This is a genomic window from Desulfosporosinus paludis (genome assembly GCF_045689965.1).
In the GTDB taxonomy this organism is placed as follows: domain Bacteria; phylum Bacillota; class Desulfitobacteriia; order Desulfitobacteriales; family Desulfitobacteriaceae; genus Desulfosporosinus; species Desulfosporosinus paludis.
In genome coordinates this window covers 1,114,938-1,137,638 of sequence record NZ_CP144211.1, presented here as the reverse complement: position 1 = coordinate 1,137,638, position 22,701 = coordinate 1,114,938, and the positions used below count along the sequence as shown (strand labels likewise).

Annotated in this window: 21 protein-coding genes, 1 other RNA gene and 1 pseudogene; 22 read left to right on the top strand and 1 reads right to left on the bottom strand. The window is 41.6% G+C overall.

The features are described 5' to 3' along the window. The first annotated feature begins 116 nt into the window (after window positions 1-116). The 10 genes and pseudogenes from VZF35_RS05760 (at window position 117) to VZF35_RS05715 (ending at window position 9,519) form a co-directional block, all read left to right on the top strand. On the top strand, window positions 117-812 hold the full coding sequence (locus VZF35_RS05760; protein WP_407311822.1) for an AIM24 family protein: 696 nt from the start codon (window positions 117-119) through the stop codon (window positions 810-812). Between the two features lie 165 nt (window positions 813-977). After that, window positions 978-1,162, top strand: a non-coding RNA gene (gene ssrS, locus VZF35_RS05755) — 6S RNA. A 689-nt stretch (window positions 1,163-1,851) separates the two neighbouring features. After that, a complete protein-coding gene (locus tag VZF35_RS05750; RefSeq protein WP_407311820.1) occupies window positions 1,852-2,163 on the top strand; it encodes a hypothetical protein in 312 nt (103 codons plus the stop codon). 244 nt (window positions 2,164-2,407) lie between these two features. Beyond that, on the top strand, window positions 2,408-2,938 hold the full coding sequence (locus VZF35_RS05745; protein ID WP_407314480.1) for a PadR family transcriptional regulator: 531 nt from the start codon (window positions 2,408-2,410) through the stop codon (window positions 2,936-2,938). Between the two features lie 2 nt (window positions 2,939-2,940). Beyond that, a complete protein-coding gene (locus VZF35_RS05740) occupies window positions 2,941-4,305 on the top strand; it encodes an MFS transporter (RefSeq protein WP_407311818.1) in 1,365 nt (454 codons plus the stop codon). A gap of 2 nt (window positions 4,306-4,307) precedes the next feature. After that, a pseudogene (locus tag VZF35_RS05735) lies at window positions 4,308-4,409 on the top strand (oleate hydratase); the annotation flags it as partial. Between the two features lie 512 nt (window positions 4,410-4,921). Continuing rightward, window positions 4,922-6,205: a nickel-dependent lactate racemase gene (gene larA, locus VZF35_RS05730; protein WP_407311816.1), complete on the top strand. Its 1,284-nt coding sequence runs from the start codon at window positions 4,922-4,924 to the stop codon at window positions 6,203-6,205. Between the two features lie 539 nt (window positions 6,206-6,744). Next, a complete protein-coding gene (locus VZF35_RS05725) occupies window positions 6,745-7,749 on the top strand; it encodes an ABC transporter substrate-binding protein (RefSeq protein WP_407311814.1) in 1,005 nt (334 codons plus the stop codon). A 74-nt stretch (window positions 7,750-7,823) separates the two neighbouring features. Beyond that, entirely contained in the window at window positions 7,824-8,723 is a 900-nt protein-coding gene (locus tag VZF35_RS05720) for an ABC transporter permease (protein ID WP_407311812.1), read from the top strand. Beyond that, complete coding sequence (locus VZF35_RS05715) at window positions 8,716-9,519, top strand: ABC transporter ATP-binding protein (RefSeq protein WP_407311810.1); 804 nt, start codon at window positions 8,716-8,718, stop codon at window positions 9,517-9,519. Before VZF35_RS05720 ends, VZF35_RS05715 begins: the two co-directional genes overlap by 8 nt. Window positions 9,520-9,624: 105 nt before the next feature. On the opposite strand, the gene VZF35_RS05710 is transcribed toward VZF35_RS05715, so the two are convergent. Continuing rightward, window positions 9,625-10,194 carry a TetR/AcrR family transcriptional regulator C-terminal domain-containing protein gene (locus tag VZF35_RS05710; protein WP_407311808.1) on the bottom strand — a complete coding sequence of 190 codons (570 nt, stop codon included), beginning with the start codon at window positions 10,192-10,194 and terminating at the stop codon, window positions 9,625-9,627. A 231-nt stretch (window positions 10,195-10,425) separates the two neighbouring features. On the opposite strand from VZF35_RS05710, the gene VZF35_RS05705 reads away from it, so the two are divergent. The 12 genes from VZF35_RS05705 (at window position 10,426) to VZF35_RS05650 (ending at window position 21,876) form a co-directional block, all read left to right on the top strand. After that, the gene (locus VZF35_RS05705) at window positions 10,426-11,097 is read left to right on the top strand and encodes a class I SAM-dependent methyltransferase (protein WP_407311806.1); all 672 of its coding nucleotides are present in this window, start codon (window positions 10,426-10,428) and stop codon (window positions 11,095-11,097) included. 614 nt (window positions 11,098-11,711) lie between these two features. Continuing rightward, window positions 11,712-12,452 (top strand): DUF169 domain-containing protein, encoded by a 741-nt coding sequence (locus tag VZF35_RS05700; protein ID WP_407311804.1) that lies wholly within the window; start codon window positions 11,712-11,714, stop codon window positions 12,450-12,452. 827 nt (window positions 12,453-13,279) lie between these two features. Continuing rightward, entirely contained in the window at window positions 13,280-13,477 is a 198-nt protein-coding gene (locus VZF35_RS05695; RefSeq protein WP_407311802.1) for a hypothetical protein, read from the top strand. Window positions 13,478-13,482: 5 nt separating this feature from the next. Next, window positions 13,483-14,448, top strand: coding sequence for a polyprenyl synthetase family protein (locus VZF35_RS05690; RefSeq protein WP_407314478.1), 966 nt, complete (start codon window positions 13,483-13,485; stop codon window positions 14,446-14,448). After that, window positions 14,432-16,783 (top strand): ATP-binding protein, encoded by a 2,352-nt coding sequence (locus VZF35_RS05685; protein ID WP_407311801.1) that lies wholly within the window; start codon window positions 14,432-14,434, stop codon window positions 16,781-16,783. The genes VZF35_RS05690 and VZF35_RS05685 overlap by 17 nt, the downstream gene beginning before the upstream one ends. Before the next feature lie 63 nt (window positions 16,784-16,846). Beyond that, window positions 16,847-17,167 (top strand): response regulator transcription factor, encoded by a 321-nt coding sequence (locus tag VZF35_RS05680; protein WP_407311799.1) that lies wholly within the window; start codon window positions 16,847-16,849, stop codon window positions 17,165-17,167. A 34-nt stretch (window positions 17,168-17,201) separates the two neighbouring features. After that, the gene (locus VZF35_RS05675) at window positions 17,202-17,504 is read left to right on the top strand and encodes a response regulator transcription factor (protein WP_407311797.1); all 303 of its coding nucleotides are present in this window, start codon (window positions 17,202-17,204) and stop codon (window positions 17,502-17,504) included. Window positions 17,505-18,084: 580 nt separating this feature from the next. Beyond that, complete coding sequence (locus VZF35_RS05670; RefSeq protein ID WP_407311795.1) at window positions 18,085-18,570, top strand: hypothetical protein; 486 nt, start codon at window positions 18,085-18,087, stop codon at window positions 18,568-18,570. 79 nt (window positions 18,571-18,649) lie between these two features. After that, complete coding sequence (locus VZF35_RS05665) at window positions 18,650-19,474, top strand: hypothetical protein (RefSeq protein WP_407311793.1); 825 nt, start codon at window positions 18,650-18,652, stop codon at window positions 19,472-19,474. A gap of 15 nt (window positions 19,475-19,489) precedes the next feature. Further along, a complete protein-coding gene (locus VZF35_RS05660; RefSeq protein WP_407311791.1) occupies window positions 19,490-20,287 on the top strand; it encodes a hypothetical protein in 798 nt (265 codons plus the stop codon). 27 nt (window positions 20,288-20,314) lie between these two features. Next, window positions 20,315-21,298: a S8 family serine peptidase gene (locus VZF35_RS05655; protein ID WP_407314476.1), complete on the top strand. Its 984-nt coding sequence runs from the start codon at window positions 20,315-20,317 to the stop codon at window positions 21,296-21,298. A 452-nt stretch (window positions 21,299-21,750) separates the two neighbouring features. Then, entirely contained in the window at window positions 21,751-21,876 is a 126-nt protein-coding gene (locus tag VZF35_RS05650; RefSeq protein WP_407311789.1) for a hypothetical protein, read from the top strand. Window positions 21,877-22,701: the final 825 nt, after the last annotated feature.

Genomic DNA, 22,701 nt, shown 5'->3' with positions numbered 1-22,701 from the left:
GAATTGGGTTGGTCAGGTTGAAGTGAAACAATATTCGTAAACTGGAGTTGTGGTGGTATGACTTGAAGTAAATTAACCATGCTAATAGTTATAAAAACGTAAAAGAGGTTTTAACTATGGAAAGACCGATATTGCTTCCGACCAGTGCACGTAGTGAGAATTTTGCAGGTCTAGTCTATCATTTGGATGGTGAGTTAGTCCCAGCGCTTACAGTTGAATTATTACAAGGACAGAAAATTTTCTTTGAGCATCATATTTTGCTATGGAAACATCCAAGTATAAGAATTGGTGTACGCCCCATGAAAGGCGCTCTTAAACGCATGGTTGCTGGAATGCAAGTTTTTATAACTCAGGCTGAAGGGCCAGGACAAATTGCTTTTAGTCGAGATGGTGCTGGCCATGTTTTTGGTATTCACATGAAACAAGGTGAGGAAATTCATGTGCGTGAACATCAATTTCTAGCTGCAACGGATAACATTGAATATACATTCGAACGTGTAAAAGGAATTTCTAATATGCTTTTTGGGGGAACTGGTTTTTTTATAGACAAGTTTTACTGTGACAAAGGGGAAGGTATCTTATGGTTACATGGATACGGTAATGTATTTGAAAAAGATCTTTCTAGTGGTGAGCAAATTGATGTCGAGCCAGGGGGATGGTTGTATAAAGATAAAAGTGTGGATATGAGAACAAATATACAATCCATATCCACTGGTATATTTGCTTCAACAAATATAATTACTAACCGTTTTACTGGACCAGGTAGAGTTGGTATTCAATCAATGTATTATCATATGCCCACCAGTGAGTAAGTAAAATAGCAATAACCTCAAACTGGCTTTTTCTCACCAACAACCAATGTCAGATACCGCGCCGAAAGCGTTGGAGTGTGAGCTTGATGGCAGTTGCCCACATAATAAATTAACCATAACTTTCCTAATGCTTTTAAAACTTAAACTTGTTATAATGAAATTCCTTCAAACCTGCGATGTGCGAAGATTTGATTTGGTTTTGATCCTATTTGAAATTTCGGGAATTTAATAAACCAACTGATTAGGTCAGGCCTCCACTGCTAGGGGAAGACTGAAAAGTTGGGTGAAAATACCCACCTGCGAGAGCGGGGTTAAAAACCAAATAATCTAAACGGCTTTGCGGGAATTTATGAAACGTAATCCAGGGCGTGTTAATATGCTCTGGGTTTTTACTTATATAGGCAAAAACGGGAGACGTTGAAATCTTTTCACAACAATTTGTCCAGGTACAATGGTATAATTACATTCAGAACGGTGGAGGATTATAAAAGAGAATTTCAGGATACACCGTTTGGTTTGCTTGTGCGTAAGATCGCTAAACTGGATTATTCGTTGGCAAGGTATTTGACTTTTGCGAATTTGACGGTCCCCGTTCGCGTACCTGTTATATGAAGATCTTACACCAAAACACGGGAAGGGCCTGATAAACGGTAGAACTTAGCCCAAAAACTAATAAAAGGTAGGATAATGCCTTGGACATCACGTCGGATTATTTTCTGCTGGGCGTTGTCAGGGACACGAATGACAGCCTGTATTCTCAAATTTGTCAAAAAATCAAGCTGTGCGATAAGAAAAAGTTAGAACTGGTTGATCATTTACTTCCTTGTAACATATCCGAAACGATCATATAGTATTATTGAGTCATTTATAACGTCCTTTCTTTCTGCTGAGGGACCCGGTAGTGAGCGCCGGGTCTCTCTTTTTAATGCGCAAGCCTGATAAGGCAATACAACAAATTTAAACGACAAACTTAAAGAGCAAACTTTAGCCACTAACCCGAGAGAATACTGACTCAACCGAAAATAAACAGTGCGATTTATTGAGAGGGTTTTTCGCGTATGTTGTCGAAGTTAGGGATATTCCTAACATTTTGAAAGAGGTGAGTGTTTTGAATCCACCAGGCAAAGATTTATTCGATCCGATTGAGCAGAATGACAAAGGAACTCATGCTTATATTTTCGATTGCCATAACATCCCCATTTGTAGGTCCTATGGAGAGACAAGCCCCTCATGCGTTGCTGGAGGGCATGCCAATACCCGATGTTCGCTGGCAGAAAAAATGCAGATTCGAATACTGAACGATGCCAATCCGAATGCCGCTTACAAGCCAAAAAAAGTTTCCAGAGGGTAGTGCTTATATGGCCATCTCCTCCTTCCCAAATCCAAAACTTACTCTTCATTACTGCCATTTTCTTGAATTCACACATCAGCCGTCTACTTTACTGCTATTGTTCCCTTAACCTAACGGTTGAGGGAATTCTGCTTTTTATTATTTAATTTTTTTCTATAAATAACTTGCATTTTATATCTAAAAGATATATATTAAATACGTCTTTCGGATATATCTTTTAGATATATGGTGGTGAATTGAAGTGATGAATGAACTTTTTATTTTAGGTGAATTAATGGAAGAACCTCAAACCGGTTATGACCTAAGTAATGCCTTGCAAGTCTCTTTAGGTCGTCATCGTAAAGTCAGTTATGGCGTAATTTATCCCCTGCTTGAAAAATTAGAAAAAGAGGGCTTTGTAGAAGCAACTAGTGTAGGAACAGAAGGGAAAAATAAGAAAGTCGTGACGATTACGGAAAAAGGAAAGGAACGTTTTTTTGAACTAATGAAAATGCCTGTTCCTAATGGTGCTCACAATGCCGATATCTATTTAATAAAGCTTGACGTGATGCAGCATCTTGATCTGGATGAACAAATACAATTATTAGATCAATTCTATCAGGAGCAAAAAGACATCATCAAAGATACGCAAGATGCCCTGAAAAAGTTAGCAGAAGAAGATTCCAAGGATCACTGGTATGCAAACAAGAAGCTTGAATTACGACTACAGCAAGCCAATATCACAATTGAGTGGATTGTTAAATTTAAACATGAACTAAATAAAGAATGGTGTTGAGAGTGACAAAAGAAATAAAAATAGCCTTGTTAATGGCCGCTAGTCTCTTTATGGAGATTTTAGACGGAACAATTGTAACCACCGCACTACCTAAAATGGCTCAATATTTTCATACGGGTTCGGCAACCATTGCTTTACTTGTTAGTGTGTACTTAATCACAGTTGCCGTTTTTATCCCGTTGAGCGGATGGATGGCTAATCGATTTGGAAAAAAGAAAATTTGGATTATTGCTGTTATCATCTTTACCTTTAGCTCCTTAGGCAATGCCTTAGCATCTAACTTTTCTTTCCTTTTGCTCATGAGAATTGTACAAGGAATTTCTGGTGCCTTGATGACACCTACAGCGAGACTGATTGTCTTAGAAAAGACACCGGTTTCACAGCTGCTGAAAATGTTTAGTTATCTCATTTGGCCGGCATTGATAGCACCTGCGATAGCACCGATGGTTGGCGGTTTTATTGTTACTTATTGGAGCTGGCAGTGGATTTTCCTGATTAATTTGCCAATAGGCTTAGTTATCGCATTAATCGGTATAAAATTAATCGATACCGATCAAATAAATAAAACAGCCGCTTTTGATCTTTTAGGGTTTGTAGAAATTGCCTTTTCATCCGGTATAATTTTAGTTGGAGCAGAGCTGGCAACTCATGGAAAAAATTATTGGCTTAGTGCCTTAGGTTTAATCGTTTTAGGAGTAATATTAGGTTTTATTGTTTTCAAGCACTTGAAAAAATCAGCCACTCCATTGTTTTCACTTGATTCATTAAAAATAGCTTCCTTTAGAATCTGCCAAACAAGTGGTTCTGTTTTGTGGCTATGTGTTGGAGCGTTGCCATACGTACTAACTATTTTTTTACAAACGGTTTTTCATTGGTCTGCAGTAAAAGCAGGTAGTTTTGTGATATTTATTTTTATCGGAAATATTGGAATCAAACCTTTTACCAATACAATTATTAGTAAGCTAGGCTATCGCGGTGCATTATTGTCGTCATTTGGCTTGGTATTTATTTCATCGATTGCTTTAGCATTCATTAAAATTAATACTTGGCCTGTTTGGATCATGTTTCTGGCATTAGTCTCAGGTATAGGACGTTCATTGGCCTTAACTGCTTATAGCGGATTGAGCTTTTCTGAAATAGATCCTCAATACCGAAATAGTGCCAATACCTTGAATGCTGTCGTGTCAACATTAGCTCAAGGAATGGGAATATCACTGATTACAGTTATTGTAAGTTTGTTGCAAATTTTCTTTTCAATTACTACCGCCTATGAATTAGGTTTTGCCTTTCTTGGTTTATTGATGATATTCCCGGCAATTGAAGTACTATCTTTGCCTGAAAATATTGGTCAGGCCACAATCAGTTAGGTAAACCTGGCAATTACGTGAAAAAAACCATGCGCGAGTGTACCGGCAAGGAGATTTGCATGGAATGGCTATACCATATTGGAGTACCGGAAAACGAGATTGAATTTTACAAAGTTCCTTGTGGATGAGCAGGGGAATGTCGTAGGCAGATACGAGCCGACTGTTGACCCGGAGAAAATTACCGCAGACATCGAAAAATTATTGTGACCCCGTAAAACACGCATGGAATCAACTGTCCGAAATTTCCGGACAGTTCGAATTAAAACCATTGCATTGCTTTTGTAAATACAAAAGCCTATAATGATTAAACCTATGCAATTGTTGATTTAACGAATGTCTTCAGCACAGACTTTGGCTGATATCCAAAAGACAAAGTGAATGAATAACCAACTGTCCGAAAAAACCGGATAGTTGGTTCCTTTATATACTATTCGGGATTTCCGAATAGTATTGGGCTGGCCGTGTCCAAGGAAATGATGAAAATTTGCCGTTTTTGAGATAAACTAAACTAAACCAGCTTAGTTTACCTCAAAACTGCCAAATTTTTAAACTGAAGGCTGTTGTTTAAATAAAGTCCAGCAAAAAAACAATGCCGAAAAGACAAGGAGAATGAGTCATGAAAAACATAACTCTCGGTTATGGCGATACAACGGTTGAAGTCAGATTAGACGGTGCGAGATCGGTACAGGTCTTAACAGGTGAAAGCATTCCTCCGGTCCGGGATTTTAAGCAGATGTTTTTAGAGGCGGTCGGCCCGGATTGTATTGAATCCCCGCCGCTTGGCGATTTGGTTTTCCCCGCGGATAAGGTAACCGTCGTCATCAGCGATATCACCCGTTTCTGGATGCGGCAGGATCAGATCTGCGCTCAGCTCATTCCCTACCTGCACGATACGTTAGGCGTTTCCTATGAAAATATCGTGATTTTGATTGCCCTCGGTACGCACCGCCCCCAGACTGAAGAAGAAATGAAATTGCTGGTCACGCCTGAAATTTATGAAAAGGTAAGGGTCGTCAATCACGATTGCCTGGCGCCGGACCTGAAGTTCCTGGGCACCACCGCAAGGGGCACCGAGGTTTTTGTCAATCCCCTGGCCGTGGGACGAAAAGTGATTTTAATCGGCGGCACGATCCATCACCTGATGGCCGGCTACGGCGGCGGCCGTAAAAACATTCTCCCGGGAATCTGCGGCAAAACCACCATCACCCAAAACCACATCCATTCTTTATCGCCAACGCTGCCTATGTCCAACCCGCTGATCGGCATGGGAGTCCTGGCGCAAAATCCAGTTAACGAGGACATGAATGAAGTTGCCGAAATGGTCGCGCCGGTCTTTGGGATTAATATTGTGATGGATAGCCAATCCGGAAATTGCCGCCTGTTTTGCGGGCATTTTAGCCGGGCCTGGGAAGAAAGCTGCCGGGTCGTGCAGCAATTAATGGGCATTCCTATTGAGAAAAAAGCGGACGTCGTTGTGGTCAGCTGCGGCGGTTATCCTAAGGATATCAGCCTCTATCAAGGCGTCAAGGCTTTGATTAATGCCGTAGAAGCGGTAAAAGAGGGCGGCTGCTTGATTTTTCTGGCGGAATGCCGCGAAGGCGGCGGCGCTCCCGCCTATTTCAGCTGGATTGATTCCCTCCGCCGTGGCACGCTGGATGCGGATCTCCGCCGGGATTTCACGATTGCCGGCTATATTTTCTACGCTTCCTGCGAGGCCATGGCTAAAGCCGAAGTCCTGATGCTCACCCGGATCCCGGCGGAAACACTGGACGGCATGGGCGCGCGGGTCTTTGCCGACATCGACGACCTCCTGCGGGAAGCGGACTTTACTGACAAAGACGTCTATGTTATGCCCTATGGAGGCTATACGGTTCCTTATCTGAAAGACGTGGAAAATTAAGCTTGCCGAAAATAAAAGTTTCAGGAACTTACGCTTAGACTTTTTATTGCACTGAAACTCTTTTTCAGGGACTTACACATAAACTTTTTAGGAATCCGGATAAATTTGCGAAATCAATCCGCAAAAAGTTGTTGACAAATTATTAAGAGAATGCTATCGTAAACTCCAAACCATTGATGTAGAGATCAAACCGTAAGCGCACTTACAGAGAGCCGGCGGGGCTGGGAGCCGGCAGAAAGCGGAACGGCAAATGGACTACGGAGGGCGCACTGAACAAAAGCTTAAGTTTTTCAGTAGGGTGCGACGCAATGCCTGCGTTATGAGGCACGGAGTATGTTAGTACTCTTTTGAGTTGGGTAATATTATTTATTACCAAACAAGGTGGCACCGCAGACGAACAGTCTGTCCTTGATTACGGATTATCCGTATGAGGACAGACTTTTTTATTAGTTAACCTGCGTGGCGGCGGAAAGAGTACCGACGGAAAAAATGACAAAGATAATGAAAAAAAGAAAGAGAGGAAAACAAACATGAAGAACATGAAAAAAATGATTAACCTTCTCCTTACCATTCTCTTGGTTATCAGCCTTCTCCTTGCTGCCGGCTGCGGCACGGGCACGACTTCAAGCGATACTGCAAAGGGCAATACCGCAGCCAAGGTTAAACAAGTCGGAATTATTCAGCTTGCCGACAACGGAGCCTTTACCGATATGCGTGAGGGCTTTATCAACAAAATGCGTTCTCTTGGTTTCTCGGAAGACAAAATGGTTTTTGACTACAAAAACGCCAACGGCGACACGGGTACGCTCAATTCCATCTGTCAAACCATGGCTGATCAGAAAAAAGACTTTATCGTCACGATTGGAACTCCGGCTACCCAGGCCATCGTCAATATGGACAGCGGCATCCCGGTGTTTTTCATCTCGGTTTCCAACCCTGTGGCAGCCGGCGTCATCACCGATATGAAAACGCCGGATAAAAACGCCACCGGTACTTCCAACGCGATTCCCGTCGATGAAATGTTTAAGCTTTCCGATAAGCTGACGCCCGGTCGCCACACCTACGGACTGATTTACAACACAGGCGAGGTCAATTCTGTGAGTACGATAAAAAGCGCCAAAGAGTATATGGATAAAAACGGGTTAAAGTATAAAGAAGCCGTTGTCACCTCTTCTTCCGAGGTACAGCAGGCGGCCGAGTCTCTGGTCGGTAAAGTTGACGCCTTTTTTATCCCTAATGACAGTATGGTGCAAAGCGCGATGCCCCAGGTCGCTGAAATCGCCAAAAACGCCAAGATTCCGGTGTACGGCAGCTCCGCAGTTATGGTGCAATCCGGCGCCTTCGCCACAATCAGTATCGACGATTCCACGATCGGTGCTATTACGGCCGGCATGGCGGATCAATTTATGAAAGGAACTGCCATGGCCAAGATTCCGGCGATCAAGGTTTCCGATTTTACCACCGTCATCAACAAGACCACTGCGGACGCCATCGGCGTGACGGTTCCGCAGGATGAGCTGTCTAAAGCGAAGGTTATCAAATAGCCTATCCGGCATCCGGTCGGGTTCTCTGGCTGACAGGATTAATGATTACTTTATGCTTCCAGGAGGCAGGATTTATGACCTTAATCATCGGTTCGGCTCAGCTTGGCTTAATTTACGGGCTGCTGGCGCTGGGCATCTATATCTCCTTCCGCATACTGAATATTCCCGATTTGACCGCTGACGGCAGTTTCACGCTGGGACTGTCGGTCTCGGCTGTCATGACGGTGGCAGGATCCCCTGTTCTGGGTATCCTGCTGGGGATTGTGGCCGGCGCGTCGGCCGGTGCCATTACAGGACTTCTGCAGACCAAATTGGAAATCCACCCGATACTTGCGGGAATCCTGACCATGAGCGGTTTGTACAGCCTTAATCTTTATATCCTCGGCAGCCGCTCCAACCTGTCTTTGATCGGCAGCGCCACTATTTTTAACCGGTTGGCCTGGCTGTCGCCCGACAAGGAACTGCTCAAGACCCTGATTCCCCTCCTGGTCTGTTTTGTCTGCACGGCGATCCTGATCTGGTTTTTTAAGACCCATCTGGGGCTCTGTATTCGCGCTACGGGCAATAATGAAGACATGGTCACGGCGTCTTCGATTAATATCAACGCCATGAAAATCATCGCCCTGGCTTTATCCAACGCCTGCGTCGGCCTGTCCGGGGCGGTGCTGGCTCAGTATCAGGGCTATGCCGACATCAGCTCGGGCATCGGTATTATGGTGGTCGGTCTGGCTTCGGCCATTATCGGGGAAGCTATTTTCGGCAAACGTTCTTTGACATTGGGACTGTTTTCCGCGATCTTCGGCTCCCTGCTTTACCGGTTCATCATTGCTGCCGCGCTGCAATCGACGATTTTCCCCGCCTACATGCTCAGGCTTGTCTCGGCGGTCATTGTCGTTATTGCCTTGTCCGTACCCGTCGCCAAAAAGCGTCTGCAGCTCAAAAGCTTGCGAAAGAAGGTGCAGCAGGATGCTTGAGATGATCAACGCGCGCAAAACCTTTTTACCGGGAACGCCCAACGAGCATGTCGCCCTGGATAATGTAAATTTGTCGCTGGCCGAAGGTGAATTTGTCACAGTCATCGGTTCCAACGGTGCCGGCAAGTCCACGCTGTTCAATGCTATTGGCGGCAGTTTCTGGCTAGAACGGGGCAAAATTTTGCTGCAGGAGGACAACATCACCTATTTGGCTGAGCACAAACGGGCTTCTTTAATCGGTCGTTTGTTCCAGAATCCTGTCAAAGGTACGGCCCCGGATATGACCATTGAAGAAAATCTGGCGCTGGCCTATAACCGCAAACGAAGAAACGGACTGCGTCTGGGGGTGCGCCGCCAGGATGCGGCGGTTTTCCGGGAAAGACTTGCCCAGTTGGAAATGGGACTGGAAAACCGCCTGAAGAGCAAAGTCGGCCTGCTTTCCGGCGGTCAGCGTCAGGCGTTGTCCCTGCTCATGGCCACCATCGCCAAGCCGCGCCTTTTATTACTCGACGAGCACACGGCTGCCCTAGATCCTTCGTCGTCCGAAAAGATTATGCAAATCACGAATGATATCGTCAGCCAGGAGACTATCACAACCATGATGATTACCCACAACATCCAGTCCGCCCTGAAGACCGGGTCACGGACCATCATGATGGACAGCGGGAAAATTATTCTCGACATTTCCGGACAGGAACGGTCTGAAATGACGGTTGCCGGTCTGATGGAGCTCTTTTCCCAACAGGGGAAAAATGACCTGGATAACGACCGAATGCTTTTGATTAATAATCCGTGACCTCAGGGTATAGGAGTACAGGCAACCGCATTAGCTTTGAACGGATACCATGTTACGGAAACAGACATAAGCAGTGCGAGGTGAATGCGATGATTAAGGCACTATTCACTGAACCGCACGGAATCCCGCAAGCAGTACGCTGATGCCATAGCGGAACTGCTCGTCAAAGTCCCTGAACTCCATTCCCATATGGCGCACGACTGCCTTGGCCTCTTCGACACCCCAGCGGCTGAAGCGCGCTTCGTCGTCTGCAAAGGCGAGGACATAGTTGTTGAACATATTCATTGCCGCCAGGCAATTGGCATCGCTTACGCCCCAGGCTTGAATTAGCCTGAGCCCGTGTTGGATCAGTTCCAGCCGGTGGGGCGTATTGGGTGTGGATTCCATAAGTACTTGGACAGCGTTGCGTACTTGGAGCAGGGCTTCCCGGTACATTTGACAAAATGAAAAAAGAGCTTTCTCAGTGTCCCCCGAACTGTCCTCAATTGTAATTGGCCTGCAGATTTCCTCGGCAAGCAGATCCAAAAGATCCTGCTTGTTTTTTATGTGCCAATACAGGGATGCGGCTTTGATATCCAGTTCCTTGGCGAGGGTGCGCATCGTCAGGTTCTCTAGTCCTGACTTATTTAAAATGGCGATAGAAGTCTGTATAATTTGCTCCTTCGAGATGCCCATGATGACCTCCTAAATTTTTTTTGCAAAAAAATACCTTGACACTAACGGTGTTAGACGCTATACTAACGCTGTTAGTCAAACTAACGGCGTTAGTTAAATTGACGCTATTAACTTATCATAGACAGCCGTGAGAGTCAAACGCTAAATCTAAAAGAGCGCAGGACATGAACAAGCGGTACTCAAAAGAACAAGCAAAATTTTGTCAGCAAAGAAGAATGGGAGGCAATCAGGATGTCGTTTATGAGAAATGCCAGAAAGAAGAGGGACATTCCGCTCACAGGCTTTAAGGCCAAATGGTACGACAAGAATACCCGTGCATCAAGAAGATTAGAAATGAAAAGGTATGCCGATCTCGTCAGCGAGGCCACGGCAAGGGGGGCTCAGGTGCTGGAAGTGGCGCCCGGGCCGGGGTTTCTGGCAATCGAGCTTGCCAAGCGCGGGTTTGCCGTGACGGGTGTTGAACTGAGCGAAGATTTCGTCGCAATCGAAAAGAAAAACGCCCAAGCGGAGGGCGTAAGCGTGGAGTTTAAACAAGGCAACGCTTCTGATTTGCCGTTGCCGGAGGGTAAATTTGACTTCGTTGTTTGTTCAGCCGCTTTCAAAAACTTCAGCAAGCCTTTAAAAGCTCTGGAAGAGATGTACCGGGTTCTAAAACCCGGCGGCATTGCCCTCGTCCTAGACATGAATCGTGAAAACACGCCAGAGGACATCGAACAGGAAATGCAAAATTACCCGGACATGAAAGGATTTGACCGCTTTTTTGTGAAATTTTCCTTCCAAACATTCTTACGAAACGGTGCCTATTCGCAAAAAGAATTTCAAGATATGATCGCTGATACCCAGTTCGCTCGATCGGAGGTAAAAAAATATGGCATCGGTTTTCAGGTTTGGCTGTATAAATAATTTTTTGATAGCCTATCCGCTGCTGGGCATCCGGCTTGGATTAGCTTTATAAATACTGGAAACCCTGTTGTTAATAATTCATGGACTAAATGTCAGGCCAAGGATAGACAAACGATGGAAATTTTATTGCCATCTACTCAAATGAGGTGCTGATACTGATGCATTATGACGAAACAAACTACCTGAAGGAGCAGTATGCCGACGCAGATTATCGACTACATCATGTCGGCGGGCAGCCCGCGCCTGGCAGCGTTTATGACCCCGGAGCGCATCAGCCGCTTTAAAGATTATTGGATCGCCTGATCGAAGGTGAGGGGTATATCTATGTGACAAAGGAATCCGGCCTCTTCATTGCCCGGTGAGATCAGTGATTTTGGAATCCCCAAAGAGCGGCACTTCAGAGCGTTCCAATGACGCTCTTTTTTATACAGTCGCCCCCCGTGCCGCTCGGCGGCACCGGCAGAGAATGAAAGGGGCCGTTTGGGTTGGGCAGCTTCTGCTATAACTTTAAATTTAATTTCAAGAATTTTTCAAAAAACTATTGACGTAAATCACTAGGCCTTTTATGGTTTTATTATAATAAGTAATCCGTAATAAAGGTAAAAGTTGGGATAATGTTGGAAATGAATATTTGCCAGGAATTAAAGCTTAAGAATTCCCCTGTTGCAGTGGTAATTACTGATTCGGTACCTGAAGAGGCGGTAGAATTTGTCCCGTCCGAAATGGGAGGAGTATGTACCCTGTACGGTCTCAAGGCGGCTTTTGAAGGGAAGGCTGTGTACTTTAGCGGCGAATCGCACGGTTGTCCGGGCATGAAAGGCGGCTTGGGATTTGCGGCTCATGTCGATATGCCGGGCGGAATTGAGTATTTTCTCTCCTGCGGCAGAGGCCAGGGCTATCCTCCCGGTGAAAGACTGAAGTTGACTCCGGAAATTGCCAAGGCATTTCGTGAAAGCCTTCCTAATGAGCTGATCGAGGCAAAATATCTGCTCTTTAGGCCCCTTGAACAGCTCAAGAAGGATGAAAAGCCTAAGCTGGTAATTTTCCTGGCAAATCCCGACCAGCTCTCGGGATTGATCACGCTCTTTCAATTTGAGAAAGGTACCTACGATGATGTGACTGCTCCAATGGTCGCAGGCTGCAGTTCAGTTGTGCAGCTGCCTTTAAATGAATCAGGCAAGGAAAATCCCAAAGCAATGGTAGGGATTGTGGATGTATGGGCCAGGCCGATATTCGGAGCGGATATTTTTGCTTTTACGATTCCCTATGAGGATTATGTTAAAATGGAAGTGAACTCTAAAGACTGCTTCCTCCAGGCTAAGACCTGGGCCGGTATGAAAAGCAGGCTGGTATAGCCGGTATAGTTTAATTGGCAAATGAACAATATGGCATATGGCGAGAAGGAAATTCTTTAAGGGTATCCTTCCCGCTATTTTTGTTGTCCTGCTGATGGTTCTTTTTTTGTGCACTCCAGGTACGTTGGCGTTACTTGATTGTTGTTTTTTAGGGTATATGTTTCCGTGGACAGAGCACGTTGAGACCGTCATTAGTTTAAGAAAACGGACACTATAAATCCGCCTGTGGTGCGGGTTGCAGGCTTAGGAATATTCGGAATTGAATTAAAAACGGGCGCAATGTTGTCTAGCTACGTTCATGGGTACATTTCGCCTGTCTTAGTTTACATTGTATAGTAGTATAGGTAATATATCATTGTCGCCATGCGACAGGTTCAGATATGTAGAATTGAAAGAAGGAGGATTTTTGATTGGTAGGTGTGAATGTTGAAATATGATATATCATGGCGAAAAATAAGATTATTTGATTGAAATTACGGTGATTGAATTGTCGAAAATTACAGGCGACTAATTAGTAAATCTATGATAGCATGAAAATAATACGAACTTTATTCTAAAGTTAATTCACTACATTTGTTGTTAGAAAATAAGATTGAGATTACGAAGGATATCGTCGTAACATGTATTTATTATAATTAGAGTTCCTATAGGGTATTGTCAGATAAAGGCTATTGGTCGAGAAAAATTATGATCAGGCTGTTAAGATGACTAATAAATGGGTGATTTAACGTTTGAAAGAGAAAATACTGAAAACTGATGACAATGCAGGGATTTGAAAAATGGTGTCAAATGTAGTAATACATAAAAAGTGAAAGGGTGTTTTAATATTGAACTACGAATTAATTGCGGAAATGGTCCACGGTTTAGTTAAAAATAACCATATTGTGGCAGCGTATGAGCAGGGGGTATCCTCAGCAAGAATATTACCTAATGAATTTTCCGTAATCCAAAGAGTTTTTTCCAAATATGAAGCAACTGGAGATGCTGTAACCATTGGCATAATCCCAGAGGGCATGTGGGAATAACGAAGATGACGCATCATCTCGATTATGAAATCACATCCATACTAAACGACATACTGAACAGAGCGTATCTCAGCCCTGAAATGATGCACTTAATCCAATCCTCGTTAAATGCCGAAGTCAAGAACGGTGAACCATTTAAATGGGCACACCTGACTATATTAGGTTGTGAGTGTGTAAGTGGAGTGAATGAAGTCTTGCTGCCAGGCGCCGTTGCTATGGAATTAGCTGCTCTGGCAGCAGATATTTTTGATGATATTCAAGATCAGGATAATGATAATCTGCCATGGCGTCAAATTCCAACTGCTAATGCTTTGAATCTAGCAATCTGTTTAAGTATGCTGAGCTACAGGGCTCTTTCTATGTTATCTGATGATACGGATAACAGACTTTATAAGGAAGTTAGCCAAATGCTTAGTCATATGTGGATAACGGCTAGTGATGGGCAATTTCAAGAGGTTCTCTTAGACAACTCTGAGCAAGTTACTCTTGACCAATATTTTAAACTTGTTGAGAAAAAGTCAGGAAGTCTAACGTCATGTGCGTGCAAATTAGGCGGAACTTTAGGTGGAGCGTCGGAAGAACTGGTACTTCAATTAGGCAGTTTTGGAAACTATCTGGGCATCATGGGCCAAATTAGAAATGACCTAAATGACTTCTTAAGCTTCGAGAAGAAAAAGGATTTTGTTAATCATAAAAAAACTTTGCCGTATGTTTACCTTTTGAACGTTCTGAAAGGTAATACAGCTGAACAATTTAACAAATTAACTCATGTACAAGTCAACGGGTTACAAGGTTTTGGTAAAGAAGAACAAGACTATCTAAAACAACTAGCAATGGATGAAGGGGTGACACATTATTGTAGAGTGATGTATGAAATGTTCCGGGAAAAGGCAATGGAAATTATTCAAACAATGTTAGTTTCTGAAAAACACAAGGAGAAGTTGATCAAACTTGTTGAAGAAAATAATTAGGCGGCAGGCATATAACATTGCTAGTGTCGCCTTTGTTTTATTGACAATCATGTATTTTGTAGCAATTATTAATCACCCATACGTCGGACTTGATCTTAAAAATCATAATGGGAAATGGATTGTTGCTGACAGTGATCCTTATGGTGAAGGGTACAAGCTAGGAGTCCGTGTTGGTGATATCATATTAAGAATTAATAATCAAGAAACAGGAGATTATCACTTCGTCCAAAAATGGGGTGAGGCCGAAGGTGCTTCAGTAATAGAATTTCAAAAAAGCACTGAATCAACGGATTATATCATTAAAATCCCAAAACGCCCTAGTAAATTGATGGTATTCAGCGAAATACCTATGGCCATTTTAGGACTGGTCTTTATGTTTTTTGGATATTTCACATGGTTAAAAAGGCCTTACATGATTCAAGCACGTGCTTTATTTTGGTCTAATTGGTTTATCGGTTTAGCTATCATCTTAACGCCGGCTTCGAGTCGAGTACTGATATTTGCTAGAGAGTTGGAGTCCATTATCATGTCCCTGGTACCATTGGCCCTTGTAGATTTATTTTCGGTATTTCCGAGCGATAATAGAAACCGGATCAATTGGGTTGGTCGCAATATATTAGCTTTTACGAGCGTATTAATAATAGCTCTTACGGTATTACAATCAGTGGGTATCCTACACATTAACAGTTCGCTAAAGAAATTAATACTATTAAATTTGTTGGTAGGAACTCTTTTAGTGTTGGGGAATCTATGGTTATCGATAAAGACATCAAATGATACACCAGAAAAAAACCAAGCAAATATTGTGCTATTAGGTATAGCTCTAGCTTTTTTACCGTTTATTATTTTAACAGCTGTTCCGGTTATATTAAATACTCAACCCATTGTTAACACCGAGATCAGTTATTTATTTGTTTCTTCATTTCCGATTACTTTATCTTATGTCATTGTTAATAAATATTTATTGGACTGTCATCAACTCTTGGAATATACGCTAATTTTTTTGATTGAAGGAGTAATTACTAGCATTGTTGTTACATTTATACTCTTTTTTGTAAATGTGTTTAGTAATTTGAATATAGAAAAGTTTCTTGCTGTTTTACCCCTAACATTAGCCTTTATGGTTTATATAACGTTTCTTCGAATTACGATAAAAAAGATAATAAATACATATTTATTCCCAGAAGAAAAGCATGTTTTTAAGAAACGAATTCTTGACCTAAATGAAAGATTGATTTCTATTCATGAAGAAGAAAGTATATTAGAAGAGTTTGTAAATAGCTTAAAGATTCAGGGCGCCTTTATTATCATAGAGGATGATAAAGGTGGAAATTTTAATAAGAGTGTAGGCATGTTTACGGAAAATATTAATGAACGATATAAATTACAAGAATATTTTCGGACCGAACAAAAAATTAACTTAGAGGCAAAAATGCTTTCAGATAATTCGCAAGCTGAAGTCTATATTCCCGTCATCCTAGATAATTATATTTGTGCGATATTTTTAGGTCATCGCTATTCTAAGATAAAATTTAAGAAGGAAGATCTAGCGTTTATTACGTTAATTTTCAGCCAATTAGCGCAACGGTTGACATCTGCACTTATTACAAAAGAACTGTCAAATGAAATCAAAGACTTGGCCAATCAATCATTTGAATTACAACGAAAAGCTCAGGGATTACATGGTATTACTGCCATATTGTTTAGAAATTTTGAAAGAGAGCGAAAGTCAATAGCCCGTGAGATTCATGATGGCCCTTTACAATTTGTGTTGGATTTGGATCGACGCTTGAAGAAACTTACGAAAGAAGTCTCTGCAAAAGAGGAAATGGTAGAAGACGTTTTGTATATGCGAGAGCTGGTAGAAGGGCTAAGTATGGAACTCCGTTTAATATGCAAAGGGTTACGTCCTCCTACCCTAAGTGATTTAGGATTACTGTCCGCTACTGAATTGATGTGTGAGGAAATAATGCTTAATGAGCCAATACTAATCTCGTTAGAAATAGTCGGTATTAATCGAGAAGACCGTTTTGATGAAGAAGTAGAAATAGCAGCGTATCGTTTTTTACAGGAAGGTATATCAAATGCTGTGAAACATTCGAATTCAAATGAGTTAAAGGTCCATCTTGAAATGAAAGAATCTAAAATTGAGCTAATAGTAAAAGATTCCGGTCAAGGCTTTGATACAAGCAAAATAGATGATTGGCTGACGACAGGTGTTCATTATGGAATAGCAGGAATGAAAGAACGATTAGAAAGCTTGGGAGGTAATCTTCAAATAAGTTCATCAATTGGGCGCGGCACAATGCTAAAGGCAATTATCCCAAGTTCTTAATAAAAATTAATTGATGTCGGGTCATGAAATAAAAAGTTCTCTGAATAGCGAGGATCGATGGGAATGATAAATAAAACAGAATCAAAAAAAATAAAGGTCTTAGTCGTTGATGATCATACGCTTTTTTCAGAAGGAACAGTTTCTTTATTACGTGTTGAACCTAGTATTTTGGCGGTAGGTATTGCGAAAAATGGAATAGAATGTATGAGATTTATAAACGAAACAGAAGTTGATGTCGTGATGCTTGATATTAATCTTCCTGATATCTGTGGAGTTAATATCATAGAAAAAATGAAGATGGTTCAACCTGCAATGAAGATTCTTATGCTTACGGGACAAGATCCCAAAGGTTACGTTACAGAATCAATAAAAAAAAGGCGCTAATGGTTTTTTGCTCAAAAATTGTTCAGTAGAGGAAATGATTGATGCAATCTTTAAAGCTTTTAATGAGGGGACATATTTTTCACAAAGTTTAGGCTTATTTATTAATGGAGATAGCGATTTTAAGACCCCTGAAGTACTTGAGGAAATATTGACCGTCAAAGAATTAGAAGTATTGGAATTGATATCAAAAGGTTTTCGCAATAAAGAAATTGCAGAGTTTTTAGGTATCAAAGTGCGAACTGTGGAATTTCACGTTAGCAATATCCTTCCCAAATTAGGAGTACGTAAGCGATTTGAGGCTGTTTTAAAATGGGCAGATGTCAGTAAAGAAAAATAGTTTCAACATTTCTTAAAGATAAATGTTTTTAAAGAAACTTACTTAATCATCACAAATGTGAAGGACTTAGCAATTGTTAAGTCCTTCACATTTGCGTATTTAACATAAAACGTCGAAGAATGTAGTTAATTAGCGTAAATCACGGTGGCATATTATTTGGAAACACGGGGGACAAAGCCATAAATGAGTGATAGTCTTATATTGGTAAGAAAATTAAACGGTTTTGTAAGTTAAGTCAATTTTAGTGCTATGTTGATTGTATTTATATGGCTACGGCCATTTAAATAAAGATGCCCTCAGATCATCAATACCGACAAAGTAACAAATGATCTGAAGGCGTTCGCCCCTACACAAAATAGTAGGTATTTTTATACTACACCTACTGGGGATAGTTGTGAAGGGAGATTTTAAGGAAAGGAGAAGAATTTGTTTTGTTTTCATATCCACTCAGAACCTCTTAAGGGGGAAATTGAATATTGATGGTTCAAGCAAAGTCTTGATCAAGCTTAATTGTCGATTCTGAAAGGCTATTATATTTTAGAGGAGGATGTTTGTTATGAAATCGCTAAAAGTACGAGCGTTGGCAATAGCTAGTGTAATGTTTGCTGTTCTCAGTATTACTCCAATATCAATGGCGTATGCTCAGAACGCTACGACAAAGGTTCCGGTCAAAGGGCCAGGGCACACGACAAAAGTACCCGTGGATTCTGCCAATCAAAAGAAAGGTTCAGTAACACCCCAAGATACATTATCTGGTCAATCAACGCTAGGTGCATATAATATGGCGCCAAGACTTCCTTTAACAATGGAGGCTGATTATGGTGTTAGTTCATTTATTGGTCCAATTGCGTCTGTAAGGCTTTATATTACGTTTGACGACGGTGAAGTTGTAACTGACAATAGTAACGTCTGGCAATGGTTCAAGCCGACTTATGGTAATGCCACTCAGCACCAATTCGCTACGGCCGGTACACACAAGGTGTCACTTGTCGGAACTGCATGGACTGACACTGGGCTCACGATTAATTATGACTCAATCAGTGATCAGTGTGTTGTGACTAACTAGTAGTAAAGTAAACTACAGGGCAAAGTGTATAAGTATGGCAAGAGGTTCCTCTTGCCATACTAAGGGAGAATAAAATGAGATGAGAAAGCTGATTCTGAAACTAGGACTATTTAATTGCTTATACGTAACTACTTTCATTTTATTATCTGGAATCATGTTCACTGTCAATATGCATGCAGCTAACATAGTCATTAATCGCGGTGTGAACGCCTATATGGCTTTTTATTGGCTATCTCCTCGTTTCTTCGCTTTGGTTGGCGAAAACTTGATGCTTTTAATTAGCGGAATTCTGTCCTGTGTGGGAGGGGCAGTGGTACCTATTAATAAAGAAGGTGGAAGCGCGCTTTCGCTGGTAAAAGCGATCTGTAGGCTTGTTCTACTTAATCTTATAGCCTTAATTTTATCTCTTCTGTTACTGTTATGTATGGAACTGATTATAGTCTCTTTTAGGGGTAATATAGATATTAGTATAGTCTACCACTCCAGTGAAATATTTCTCGCAATGATGATATTTTTAATTTTTTGGTCGTTAATCGGATTAGGGTTAAGGATTACCTTTAATAGTGTGGTTTTGTCTCTCGCAATTGGGATTTGTATTCAATTAACTGAGGTATTTGTGATTTACAGATATGTTCCTCAGATAGAAATATATTTACCTACAGCCCTGAGTAGAAATTTGGTTGTATCGCAATTTCCATTTTGGATTCCAGGCTCTTGGGCAAATGTAGAGGGAGCGGTCATATTTGCAAATAGTTCCATGCTTGTTAACAAGTATTACCAGAATGTAGCACTATGGAAATACTGGGTTCCAATAATGCTCGTTTATTATGTAGCTATTGTATTCATTTTACCAACAGTCAGAATTATTCTTGGTCAACACACAAAACATTACGATAATAACTGAAAGAGAGGGTTTGGAATGGCTTTCCTGGAACCTCGGCCAAAAGTTGAACCAGATGGATACGTATGGAATTACGGGTGCAATAATCTCGAACTGTCAACAGACATCGCCAGTTTTATTGGACTGGATTATAGTAGTATCGATTTTGAAAATTTTCTCTCGATTAACAGTATAGCACAAGTCATCTTCGGGTTCTTTTATCATACTTATGGTAAACATCAACGTGCTGAACTTACAATCCCTTCGGGATTATCTCAATTTGAGGTAATCAGCCTGACAACAATTAGGACATTGGCCAGTGCCTGCAGGGATGTGAGAATGCTTCTTGGTGATCAAAAGCAGCCCGTTGCTATATATTTTAATGAGCCTTCTGAAGATGCAATGAATTGTTTTTGCAATTTAAAGAAGAACCGCAAAATTGATCCGACTGTTGATATCATTTTGCGTCGTAATTCATCATGGGATATTCCTGAGCACAGAGATTATCGAGTTTTTGAGCTCGTCAATACTACCCAACACGTAATAGATATCTATGACATATTGTTGAATAACTATTTTATTAATTTTCTACTTAATGAAACAATAAAAAATAGGGGAGCATACGGATTTCCTCTTTGTGGATGGCAACAACGAGAAATAGAAGAAACGATTCAGTTTGACTTTTTATGTGCCGTATTTGAGGGGGTTCAATTCGTGGGGTATGGACAAGATTGGTTTTCGACACACTTAATTGTTACAAATCCACGAAAACGGATATTTGAAACTGTTGAACAGATTACTACCGTGAGAGGTCTGAAGTGGCCTGTTACGCAATAGTTGCTAGAAAATAGATAATTAAGGCAAATAAAAACTGCATATGGCCTTAACCAATTAACTACAACGGGTATCGGACAAACAATTGCCATCATTGATGCGTATGGTAGTCCTAATATTACCAATGATTTAAATGTTTTTTGTAAACAGTTCGGCCTTCCTTCGGCAAACCTTACAATAGCTTACCCTAAAGGAAAAACTCAAACTAATGCTGGTTGGGCCCTTGAAACGTCTCTCGACGTAGAGTGGGCACATGCTATCGCACCTAACGCTAAATTACTATTGGTGGTTGCTAAGTCTGCTTCTACTTCTGATTTACTTAATGCTATTGATTATGCAACTTCCCAGGGGGCTCAAGTTATCTCAAATAGTTGGGGAGGAAGCGAATTCTCTTCAGAAGCCAGTTATGAGTCTCACTTTCAACACTCTGGTATAGTTTATGTTGCATCTTCCGGTGACAAAGGGTCAGGAGTGGAATGGCCGGCTGCTTCCCCTAACGTATTAGCAGTTGGCGGAACGACTTTAACGCTTGATTCCAACAACAATTACCTCAGTGAAATTGGTTGGTCTGGATCTGGTGGTGGATTAAGTACTTACACGTTTATGCCTAGTTATCAAAGTAATTGGTCCAGCATTGTTGGCACACACCGTGGAGTTCCAGATGTTGCCTTAAATGCGGACCCCAATACGGGCGTGGCTGTCTACGATTGCACAACTTATAACGGTCAATCAGGATGGTTTGAAGTCGGTGGTACAAGTTTTTCAGCTCCGGTTTGGGCAGCGATGATAGCACTTGCTAACCAAGGGCGAACTTCACCATTAACTGGCATTAATACCATAACGGATCTTTATAATTTAGCAGGAACGACAGGAAGTGTGGGATATACAACAAATTATCATGATATCATACAAGGAAGCAACGGTTACCCTGCACAGGCAGGATACGATTTAGTAACTGGGATAGGTAGTTTAAAGGCCAATAATCTTGTTCTTGCTTTAACCAAAGCTTATTGATTTATGTAATTTGTCTTGCCAGAACATCAACCGCGCTCTGGCTAACTGTGATTACCACCTGTAAGATGTTAAAGAAAGAGATGTTTAAAAAATGAAATTGATCATCACCTTAGTATCATGCGGATTTTTATTCTCCTTATTGAGAAGTTTTGCTATTATTGACTAATATAGCTTGCGAAAGAGTAGTACCCACTTCTAACGAAACTGATCAAGCCATTCATCAATGTCGGTTCCAAATAAATGAACCTAGGGTGTTGAAATGGCGACTGCCGGAGCGTTATGCGCTTTGGCTGTTTGCATGTAAAATTTGCTAATATAAGAGGAATATTCCGAAATGTGTAGAATGGAGAATGAAATAGGTATCTCCTGCCAAGTCTGTTGGTAGAAATATTTAATATAGCGAAGTAAGCTAGGGTACAGTCTTTTAAATTGGAGGAGAAGGAATACCAAAAATGAAAAGAAACCATCCTTCAGAAATGTTGAATGATCTACAAGAGCGGCAAGAGCATCAATATGATCTTGGCCTTTATTTGGGCGGTAAACTTACCACCCCAAACAAAGTACGCAACCGTAAATAAAGGTTGAAAAGCCTTTGGGATAATCTTACTAATTACAGGCTCTATTTCAGCAGTTACTGTTATAGGTTCAAATATATATGGAGCAGGGGACTCGGCGTTATTTGGATTGGGATATTCTATACTTCTTTTAGCTGGTGGGGGTGAAGTTACTGACAAGACACCGTAGAGGGAAGGTGTAGATAACTATCAGAAGTTTCCACCAGAGTTCTTTTTTTATTACTATTAAACCAAATGTATCCACCGGTTGTGCATTGCAAGGTCAAGAAGAACATGGGGTTTGAAATAAACGCCTCGATAAAGCCTAGCTAGTAGTCTTGTGCCAAGAACGTGTTCGAAGAACACGATGCTGTATCCGTGATGAAGGTAGATCCTTCGAAACCGGTTTATAGGAATTGGTTTCAAACAGCCGTATGCTGCTTCAGACCGAAAGGCTGCGGTGGTGAACGTTACGGTCAAAAGCCGAGAATGATCTCGGCATGTATGGATTAGAGAGACGAATGAAAGTGAACCCCTGATTAAGCATCGAAAGCTAGGTAGGATGACATCAAAACCGAAGACTGACTGCTTCTTCGGGATTAGCATGGAAGTAACCTATTTACTGGCCATGTGGTGTCCGGTGTATAAGGGGCGTGAATCTAATCTAGGCGCGGATACGGAACTTGGGAACTCTTCATGTGATGTTAAGGGAAAACTCTATAAGTGTAGACCACGAAGGGGGAAAGTACCGATGCACATGAAGGGGGCGGAACATCCCGTAGTAGTGATGAAGCTCTTGTAATGAGAGTAGAGCAAAGGGGATGTATCAGCTCAAAGGAAGTTCTGGCC